The 8,629-nt window shown below is 61.3% G+C and carries 9 protein-coding genes; 4 read left to right on the top strand and 5 right to left on the bottom strand.

Annotation, left to right across the window (positions count from 1 at the left end; all coding sequences use genetic code 11):
- The first annotated feature begins 362 nt into the window (after window positions 1–362).
- From AC6I6H_RS22205 to AC6I6H_RS22190, 4 genes are all read left to right on the top strand, one after another.
- Window positions 363–1,028 carry an NAD(P)H-dependent oxidoreductase gene (locus tag AC6I6H_RS22205; protein WP_497956748.1) on the top strand — a complete coding sequence of 222 codons (666 nt, stop codon included), beginning with the start codon at window positions 363–365 and terminating at the stop codon, window positions 1,026–1,028.
- 103 nt (window positions 1,029–1,131) lie between these two features.
- A complete protein-coding gene (locus tag AC6I6H_RS22200; RefSeq protein ID WP_497956750.1) occupies window positions 1,132–1,689 on the top strand; it encodes an SLOG family protein in 558 nt (185 codons plus the stop codon).
- Window positions 1,690–1,767: 78 nt separating this feature from the next.
- Window positions 1,768–2,601, top strand: coding sequence for an AraC family ligand binding domain-containing protein (locus tag AC6I6H_RS22195; protein WP_497956747.1), 834 nt, complete (start codon window positions 1,768–1,770; stop codon window positions 2,599–2,601).
- A gap of 140 nt (window positions 2,602–2,741) precedes the next feature.
- Entirely contained in the window at window positions 2,742–3,539 is a 798-nt protein-coding gene (locus AC6I6H_RS22190) for an SDR family NAD(P)-dependent oxidoreductase (protein WP_497956746.1), read from the top strand.
- 103 nt (window positions 3,540–3,642) lie between these two features.
- Here AC6I6H_RS22190 and AC6I6H_RS22185 read toward each other — a convergent pair whose 3' ends face one another.
- From AC6I6H_RS22185 to AC6I6H_RS22165, 5 genes are all read right to left on the bottom strand, one after another.
- Window positions 3,643–4,836, bottom strand: a complete 1,194-nt coding sequence (locus AC6I6H_RS22185; RefSeq protein WP_497956743.1) for a stalk domain-containing protein — start codon at window positions 4,834–4,836, stop codon at window positions 3,643–3,645.
- Window positions 4,837–5,051: 215 nt separating this feature from the next.
- The gene (locus AC6I6H_RS22180; protein ID WP_497956741.1) at window positions 5,052–5,846 is read right to left on the bottom strand and encodes an ABC transporter permease subunit; all 795 of its coding nucleotides are present in this window, start codon (window positions 5,844–5,846) and stop codon (window positions 5,052–5,054) included.
- A 56-nt stretch (window positions 5,847–5,902) separates the two neighbouring features.
- Window positions 5,903–6,700: an efflux permease Rv1217c-related protein gene (locus tag AC6I6H_RS22175; RefSeq protein ID WP_497956739.1), complete on the bottom strand. Its 798-nt coding sequence runs from the start codon at window positions 6,698–6,700 to the stop codon at window positions 5,903–5,905.
- On the bottom strand, window positions 6,697–7,590 hold the full coding sequence (locus AC6I6H_RS22170) for an ABC transporter ATP-binding protein (RefSeq protein WP_497956738.1): 894 nt from the start codon (window positions 7,588–7,590) through the stop codon (window positions 6,697–6,699). The genes AC6I6H_RS22175 and AC6I6H_RS22170 overlap by 4 nt, the downstream gene beginning before the upstream one ends.
- Entirely contained in the window at window positions 7,571–8,233 is a 663-nt protein-coding gene (locus tag AC6I6H_RS22165) for a TetR/AcrR family transcriptional regulator (RefSeq protein ID WP_497956736.1), read from the bottom strand. The genes AC6I6H_RS22170 and AC6I6H_RS22165 overlap by 20 nt, the downstream gene beginning before the upstream one ends.
- Window positions 8,234–8,629: the final 396 nt, after the last annotated feature.

Genomic DNA, 8,629 nt, shown 5'->3' with positions numbered 1-8,629 from the left:
CGCAGCAATCTCGGAAAAGCAGGCCTTAGGCCCGGAGCATTGCTGCAAACCTACAGCAAAATGCCGACCCGGTCGAACGTACCGAGCTAGTCCATATAATTGTGCAAAAGCGCCCCCAAAAAAAAGGGGGCCCTACGAGTATCCTCAGTAGGGTAAGGTTATCGAGACAACCTTCCCGCACGCTGAGAAACCGCCCCCCTTGCCTCCACCCCGTTTCCCGGGCATAGGCACAAAAGGTATCCTAGCGCACACCAATGTGCGTACTTACCTTTCTCCGCTTCGGCTTTTATAATCAAGGGGTGTAAGGAGCGGCGGAGCGCTTTTGCGCCGCGAACCCCTGTATCCGAAAGGACCGTGTAGCCATGAACAAAGAAGCCATTCTGGAAGCCTACCGCTTCCGCCACGCCTGCAAGGCCTTCGACCCGGCCCGCCAAATCCCGGCGGACGACTTTGCCTACGTGCTCGAAACCGCCCGCTTGTCCCCGACCTCGTACGGGTTCGAGCCGGCGAAATACCTGATCATTCAAAACAAGGACCTGCGCGAGAAGCTGATGCCCATCGCCGCCGGAGCGAAAAACCAGCTGGCGGGCGCCAGCCATTTCATCATCCTGCTCGCCCGTACCCGGGAAGCCATGGCCGCCGACTCGCCCCACATCCTGCACATGATGAACGACGTCCAGAAGCTTTCCCCGGAGATTTTCGAATACAAGCAGACGAGCTACCGCCGCTTTCTGGAAAACCGTTCGCGGACGCCGGAGGACAACGAGCGCGCCGTATTCGATTGGGCCTGCCGGCAAACCTACATCGCCCTCGGCAATATGATGACCGCCGCCGCCCTGATCGGCATCGACTCGTGCCCGATCGAAGGCTTTGACGGGATCGCGGTGGAGGCCCTTCTCCGCGAAGAAGGGCTGCTGGACAGCCGGGAATTCGGCGTGTCCTGCATGGCGGCCTTCGGCTACCGGCTCCAGGACCCCCCGCCGCAAACGCGCCAAACGCTGGAGGAGCTGGTGCAGTGGGTGAAGTGAGACCGGCAAGCGCCGCCGGGGCGGATGCAGAAAAACGGCGCCTTGCCTCATGCAGACGGAGGACCGGGAAGCCGCAAGCCGGACCGGCACGGGTGACGGGCCTGTGAAAAACCTGCTGGTTACCGGGTACCGTGCGCACGAGCTGGGCATTTTCAACGAGAAGCACCCGGGCATCCCCTACATCAAAAAAGCCATCGCCGCCCGGCTGCTCCCGCTCGTCGAGGAGGGGCTGGAGTGGGTCATCACGCCGGGACAGTACGGCGTCGACCTTTGGGCGTGCGAGGCCGCTCTGGAGCTGAAAAAGCAGTACCCCGAGCTGAAAGTGGCGATCCTGGCCGCCTACCAAAACCCCGAGGAAAGCTGGAAGGAAGAAAAGCAAACTTACTTCCGCGAGCTGGTAAAGCGCATCGATTTTTACGGATCGGCGAGCCGGGAGCCGTACCGGGACGTCCGCCAGCTGCGCGCCCGGGACGATCTGCTGTTCCAGAAGACCGACGGCATTCTTCTCTTGTACGACGAGGAATCCGGCGAGGCCAGCCCCCGGTTCATCAAACGGCGCGCGCTTCGGCTGGCGGAGGAAAGCGGCTACCGGGTGATGCTCCTGACCCCCGAAGAGGTACAGGGCATGGCCGACGAGGAAAGGCAAACGGAGTACGAATAAACCGCCGGCATGGTATAATGTCGGTATTTCCGGAACGCGGCTTCGGGCCGCGTTTTTTGTCCGTTCAAGGAGGACGCCATGGCCATTTTTCATTACAACCCGGAGCAGCCTTTTCGCGGCGAGCCCGATTTGCATCTGGTTTACTGGGGACGGGAGGATTGCGCGCCCGGCCATTCGGTCGGCCCCTGCGTCCGCGACCTGTACAAAATTCATTTTATTCACAACGGCACCGGCACGCTTCGCGTCGGCGAACGGCACTACACCCTGGCGGCCGGCCAGGGGTTTCTGGTCTATCCCCACATCGTCACTTATTACGCGGCCGATGAAGCATCTCCCTGGACCTATTCGTGGATCGGTTTTGACGGGACGGAGGCGCCGCAGATTCTCGCGCGGACCGGGCTTGCACCGGAGACACCGGTGTTCCCGATGGACCTGAAGGTCATGCCCCCGCTTTACGAGCGGCTGGCCCAGGCGGCGGAACGGCCGAACAGCCGGGCCGTCGCGCTCAAGGCGCTGCTGTACGAGTTTTTGTCCGCGCTGGCCGAAGCCGCCCCGGCGGCGGACGCAGAACCGGCGCAGCGCAAAAAACGGGACCAGTACGTGCACCGGAGCATGGAATTCATGCGCGCCCATTACTGCGAAGAAATTACAATCGGCGAGCTGGCTTCCTTTCTCGGGCTGGACCGGAAGTATTTTTCCGCCTTGTTCCGGGAAGCGACCGGCCTTCCGCCGCAGCAGTACCTGCTCCGCTACCGGATGGAAAAAGCCTGCGAGCTGCTGAACGGAGGCGGCCTCACGGTCGGCGAGGTGGCCCGGTCGGTCGGGTACCGGGACGCCCTGCTGTTTTCCAAAATGTTCAAAAAGGTGCACGGCGTCGCCCCCACCGCCTACCGCTCCGCCCTTTCCGGCTGACCGGACTTGCCCGCACCTTCACACGCATTCCTCCTCTTTTGTGTCACACCGAGGCCGAAAGGGGTAAATACAGGAGAATAATCAGCGCCCGGAGTGCCAACGCCGGGTGTTCTCAATTTGCGGGAGGAGGCGGATTTCCAGTGAACTTCGGACTTCAGGGGAAAACGGCGGTGGTCACCGGAGGCAGCCAGGGCATGGGCCTGGCCATTGCGAAGGCGTTCGCGGCGGAGGGCTGCCGGGTCGCCATCTGCGCCCGGAGCGCGGACAAGCTGCGCGAAGCGGAAGAAGCTATCCGGCAGGCAGGCGCGGAAGCGCTGGCCATGCAAGCGGATATCACCCAGCAGGAGGACGTGGACCGGTTCATCGCGGCGGCGGCCGAACGGTTCGGCTCGATCGACATTCTCGTCAACAATGCCGGCGTCAACAGCTCCGGCTCCTTCGAGGAACAAAGCATCGACGATTGGCGGGAGCTTTTTGAGATCAACGTGTTCGGGCTGGTGCGGGTCACCCAAGCGGCGCTCCCCCATCTGAAAAAGGCGAAGCACGGGCGGATTATCAACATCAGCTCGGAATCGGGCTTCCAGCCGGACGCCGACATGCCGAACTACAACGCATCAAAGGCGGCGGTCGCCAACATCACGAAATCCCTTTCGAAGACATACGCCAAGGACGGGATTCTGGTGAACACGGTGTCGCCCGCGTTTATCCGGACGCCGATGGTCGAATCCATGATGGACCTGCAGGCCGAAAAGCAGGGCGTGGACCGCGAGGAGGCCATCGAAACGTTCCTGGATAACGACCGGCGGCACATCGAGCTGCACCGGCCCGGCCGACCCGAGGAGGTGGCGGCGGCGGTCGTCTTCCTCGCCTCCGAGCAGGCGAGCTTCATCAACGGAGCCAATTACCGGGTGGACGGCGGGTCCGTCGCCAGCCTGTGACCCGCCGGCCCGCACAAAAAAGAGCTGTCTTTCCGGTCATCGCGTCATGACCGAAAGACAGCTCTTTTTTTGCTTAAACAGGGCCGCGAATGATGGCCCCGCTTTATTTAAAACGTGCGAGAGGGATGGAAAACTGCGGAATTCCGGCGGCATAAGGCGTGTACTCGTATTCCGAGAAGTAAACGACAACCGCCCCGTTTTGCAGGAAGAAGTCCTGGTCGGCTTTAATGGTCTCGAACGGCGTCAGAAGCGCAAATTCGCCTTTGGCGAACCCTTCTTTGACCGCTTTGTTGATAATGCCGATGTAGTCCGGGTTGTTCAGCGCGGCTTCCTTCAGCGTCAGCTCTTTTCCGGTCGCAAGGTCAAACGTATGCGAGTCGTAATACGTTCCTCCATGCGCGCCGCCCAAATATTGATACACCTCGAACCGCATGCTCAGCATGCCGCCGGTATTCGAAGTGATCTTATAGCCGACGCTGAATTCAACGGGCGGCACCTGCTGCCCTTCCCCGGGAAGAAAATCGCCGGCCGCGGTTTCCATATCCTTTTTCCCGGCGCTCAGCAGGCGGTTGGCTTCTTTTGCGAAAAAGTCGTTGAGCTTGGTCTGCACGTCTGCGTTCTTCCAGCCGGAAAGCGCCGGATACGCAACCTTCACGGTCATTCCCGGACGGGAAGCATTCAACGTTTTGGTGGAAACGGTCAAGGCGTTCATCGGAATCGGCGTCAGCACGAACTGTTTGGCCGGGCCGTTATAGTTCAGGGCATAGCCGGTCCGTTCCGCAAAAAAGCGCAGAGGGACATACGTCTTGCCTTTGATAATGATCGGGGGAACGGCATACACGTCCTGGCTGTTGATAAAGTAACGGGAATCCTGCGGCCGAAGCGCAATCGCCACGCCTTTGCCGCGGACGGTGACCTTTTTGGTCGGCGCGTCCCAGGAAGCGGACAGCCCCATCTGTTTGGCAAGCGCGCTCAGCTCGACGTAGGTGTCGCCGGTCACCGACGCTCCGCCGGAAAGCTTCAGCTGCTGCCCGTCGACGAGAAAAGACAAGGTCGACAGCTTCAGGGCATTCGCCGGGGCGGCAGGCGCGGGGGACGCGGCGGAAGCTTGACCGGCGCCCATTCCGGGCAGAATGCCGCCGGCGCCGAAGAGGAGGGCGGCGGATAACGGAAGCGCCAGCCACTTGGCCGGAGAACCCGTACCTTTGCGGGAATAGACGGAGGAACCGGCCCGGTTGACGGGCTGGGAGACATGGGCGGTGACAGAACGGAACTGCTGCGGATCATTAGCTTTCATGACGATTCACTCCTTTAGGGTAAAAGGCGGGCCAGGTGTCGGAATGCCAGGCCGTAAAGATTCGGGCCGGCTTCCCCGGAAGGGAAATGAGAAAAACCGGCGCATTCGCAAAGCCTGCCTCTTATACCCAATTGACGATCCGTTTCCGGCCAAGGTTGCGGATCGGAGCAAATCCGCCGCGAACCGGTGCCGCCCCGCAAACGGACCCGTTTCCGTCAGCCGACTATGTCCCGCTTCCCGTAACCCCGGTATGCGGCGGCCAGGCAGACGCCCGCCCACAGGACAGCCAGCACGCCGAGCGCGGGCTCTACGCCTTCGCCCGCCAGCAGCCGGGCGCCGGAAAAATACTGAAACGGCGTCGCGTAGCGAAGCACGGCCAGGTTTCCGCCCAGGTCGGCGCCCAGCGAAAGAAAATACGCGCCAAACAGTGCGGCGGAAGCCCAGGAGCCCGCAAGCTTCGGCCGCCGGGTGCAGGCGGCGAGCGCCGCGCCGAGCAGCAGAAACACCGTCTGCACCCCAAGCGTGCCCAACAGCAGCCGCGCGATATCCCCGGCAGCGGATGCGGCGCCCGCCTGCGCCGCGACCGCCAGCGAGACGCCCCAGGCGGCGGCGTTCAACACAAGGGCGCCCGCAAAGGCCGCGAGCAGCTTGGCGGTGACGATGCTCCGGCGGGAAACCGGTTTGGTCAGCAGGAACTCCGCCGTACGGTCCCGTTCCTCTTTGGCGATGACGCCCGCGCCCAGCGTGACGGCGTGGATGCCCGCGAGGACGCTGAGGTACACATGGAGCACGCCGAAATACCCGGCGAACGTGGAAAGATCGAAGTCGCCGAGGCCCAGGAGAAGCCGCAGCGAGCGCGGCATGCTCCCCATGACGTCGTTCAGCGCGCCGCTTGAGGCGGCCACCGTTTCATATTTGCCCATCCCGGCCGCGATCAGGAAAACCGCGCCGAGCGTCCACCAAAGCAGCGCTTTGCGGCTTGCTTTGATTTCTCTCCAAAACAAATTCATGGAATCCACTCCCTCTCCATAATCCGCTCCCGTGCGGCCGGCAGCCGGCGCACGGCTTACCCCGCTTGAATGTCGCGCCGAAGGTACACGGCGTAGCTGGCGGCGGCCGAAACGGCTGCCACGGCGGCAGCGGTCAAGGCGAAGCGCGGCTCATACCCGGCGTTCGCGGCGATGTAAGCGGCGTCGAAGTACCGAAACGGGCTGACGTACCGCAGCGCGTCGTCGCCGATGGCCGAGCCGATCATGCCGACGGCGAACAAGCCGAACACGACCGCCAGGGAGACGGGCGTTACCGAGCGGACTTTCGGCACGAGCACGGCCAGCAAAGCCCCGAGGGACAGAAAGACAAGCTGTACGAAGAAAACCGTCAGCGAAAGCAGCACAAAGACGGGAAGCCGAAAATCCGAATCGCCCAGTCGAACTGCCAGCAGGACCGAAACGGTCAGATACCCGCCGCTTGTCGCAACGAGCGCGGCCAGGGCGGCCAGCAGCTTTGCCGTTGCGATCCGGGCGCGGGAGACCGGCTTGCTGAACAGGAAGTCGGCGGACTTGCCGCGTTCCTCCCGGGAAAGCGTGCCGAGTCCCAGGCTCATCGCCTGCACCGCCGCCCCAAGCGCGACATAAACCAGTACGAACGAGTAGTAGCCCGTCAGCGTAGCCATGCTGTCGGGTGTTACGCCGAACGACTGAAGCAGCGATTCGGGGTAAGCCTCCAGCAGCCGGCTGAATTCCTCAGCGTCCCGCGCGAAAGCGGGAAAGAGGGACAGCAGCAGCACAGCCAGCCCGATAAGCGACAAGGTCCAGCCGAGGACCGATTTGCGGAGCGTCCTCCACTCCTGCCGGAACATGTTCATCCCGCCGCCCCCGCTTTTTCATAGTAATGCAGAAAAATTTCCTCCAGATCCGGCTCCTCGATCCACAGGTTTGCCAGATCCAGCTCCGCCAGCATGGCTGTTACCCGGTTCAGGCCGCCCCGGTACAGGAAGGAAGCGGAATGCCCGGACACGGCGAGGCTGCTTATGCCATCCAGTGCAAACCGCCCCGCATCGGCCGGTCCCGCCGTCTCCAGCCGGAACCGTTTGTAGGTGTTTTCCCGGAGCGTGCTGATTTTCTCCAGCTGCACCAGACGCCCTTCCTTGATGATGGCGACCCGGTCGCACATCTTCTGTACCTCGCTCAGCACATGGGAGGAAAAGAGGACGGTCGTCCCTTTCCGGTTCTCCTCCCGGAGCAGCTCGAAAAACGTCTGCTGCATCAGCGGATCGAGCCCGTTCGTCGGCTCGTCGAGAATAAGCAGCCGCGGTTCATGCAGCAATGCCTGCACGATGCCGACTTTTTTCCGGTTGCCGAAGGACAGGTCGTCGATTTTCCGGTTCAGGTCCAGGTTCATCCGTTCCGCCAGCTCCCCGATCCGCCGGGCGCAGTCCTTTTTATAAAAGCTGGCGGAGTATGCAAGCAGCTCCTTCACCTTCATGTTGTCGTAGTAAAACACCTCCGAGGGCAGATACCCGATGTCCCGTTTCACTTCCGTGGCAAACCGCTGCGAGTCCTTTCCGAAGATACGGGCGCTTCCAGCGGACGGCCGGATCAGCGAAAGCAGCGTCCGGATGGTCGTCGACTTCCCCGCCCCGTTCGGGCCGATGAAGCCGAACACTTCCCCCTCTTCCACCTGAAACGTAAGCCCTTCGATTCCTCTTGCTTTCCCGTACGTTTTGGTCAGTCCCTCAAGCTCGATCACCGCCATGCTCCGCTCCCCCTTCTTCCCCTTCCTGATAAAACACTTTGGCGAACAGCCCGATGTACCGGTCCGTCTCGGCAAAAACCGTGTCGTAATCGACCGGGACGCCGATGTCCTTGGCACGCTGCAATTCCTCTTTGACGATCCCCTCAAAAGCCCATAAAACGGTTTTCACCGCCCGGCCGGTGTCGATTCCGGGCCTGAAGAGCGTGTAATCGACCCCTTCCATCACTTTTGCCACGCTGCTCGCCATCACTTCCCTGGTCAGGCGCTCCAGGTCGGGGCGCACCTCCTCAGCCTGCTCCAATTGAGCGGCCACCAGAAAATCGAAGCTTTCAGGATGCAGCCCCAAAATCTCCATTTTGATCCCCGTCAACTGTCGGCAGCGCTGAAAAAAATCGCGTTCCGCAAAATCGTATTTCCCGTAAATTTCCTCCTCCAGCAGCCGGACAATATAGCGAAACAGGTACAGAAACAGCTGCTTTTTATTTTGAAAATAATGAAACAGCAGGCCCTTGGATATACCGGCTTCCTTCACCATTTCATTGGTCGAGGCCAGCGAATACCCGCGTCGCGCAAACTCCTTCAGCGCCGCGTTGACGATCCGGTTGCGCTTTTCCCCCTCCAGGCTTTCAAACTTATCGAACATCGAATCCCTACTTTCCTTCCCGATCGGCCAACCCATTGACCACTATGGTCAATTCCAGTATAATCCTGTTGACCGGATTGGTCAACGATAAAAAACGGATCGGGTTGAAATTTGCCCCATCCGTTCCTTTGGCTGACGCTAAATCTGCGTCAACGAGCGCCGCCGCGTTTCCGCTTCGTGCTCCTTTCGTGCTCTTCCGCGCCGTCCGGCGCGCTCCGCTGCCTCACACAGCCCGTATTCGTGCCGGTGCTGCTTACGCTTCTGCGTTTGCGCTTCTCCGCCTGCCCTCATCCGCCGCATGACTTTGGCTTTACTTCTCCCTACACCGCCTACCGCTCGCTCCCCCTACACCGCCGCCGCTCATCCGACACATGCTTACCGTCACCTTCTCCCTAC

It is taken from the genome of Gorillibacterium sp. sgz306347 (genome assembly GCF_059735245.1).
This window is presented reverse-complemented; position numbering and strand designations above follow the sequence as displayed.

What these genes read in the sequence shown, in the direction of transcription:
- AC6I6H_RS22165 (WP_497956736.1), bottom strand. Translation starts at nt 8,233, where the DNA reads ATGTTCGATAAGTTTGAAAGCCTGGAGGGGGAAAAGCGCAACCGGATC.
- AC6I6H_RS22175 (WP_497956739.1), bottom strand. Translation starts at nt 6,700, where the DNA reads ATGAACATGTTCCGGCAGGAGTGGAGGACGCTCCGCAAATCGGTCCTC.
- AC6I6H_RS22205 (WP_497956748.1), top strand. Translation starts at nt 363, where the DNA reads ATGAACAAAGAAGCCATTCTGGAAGCCTACCGCTTCCGCCACGCCTGC.
- AC6I6H_RS22195 (WP_497956747.1), top strand. Translation starts at nt 1,768, where the DNA reads ATGGCCATTTTTCATTACAACCCGGAGCAGCCTTTTCGCGGCGAGCCC.
- AC6I6H_RS22185 (WP_497956743.1), bottom strand. Translation starts at nt 4,836, where the DNA reads ATGAAAGCTAATGATCCGCAGCAGTTCCGTTCTGTCACCGCCCATGTC.
- AC6I6H_RS22180 (WP_497956741.1), bottom strand. Translation starts at nt 5,846, where the DNA reads ATGAATTTGTTTTGGAGAGAAATCAAAGCAAGCCGCAAAGCGCTGCTT.
- AC6I6H_RS22170 (WP_497956738.1), bottom strand. Translation starts at nt 7,590, where the DNA reads ATGGCGGTGATCGAGCTTGAGGGACTGACCAAAACGTACGGGAAAGCA.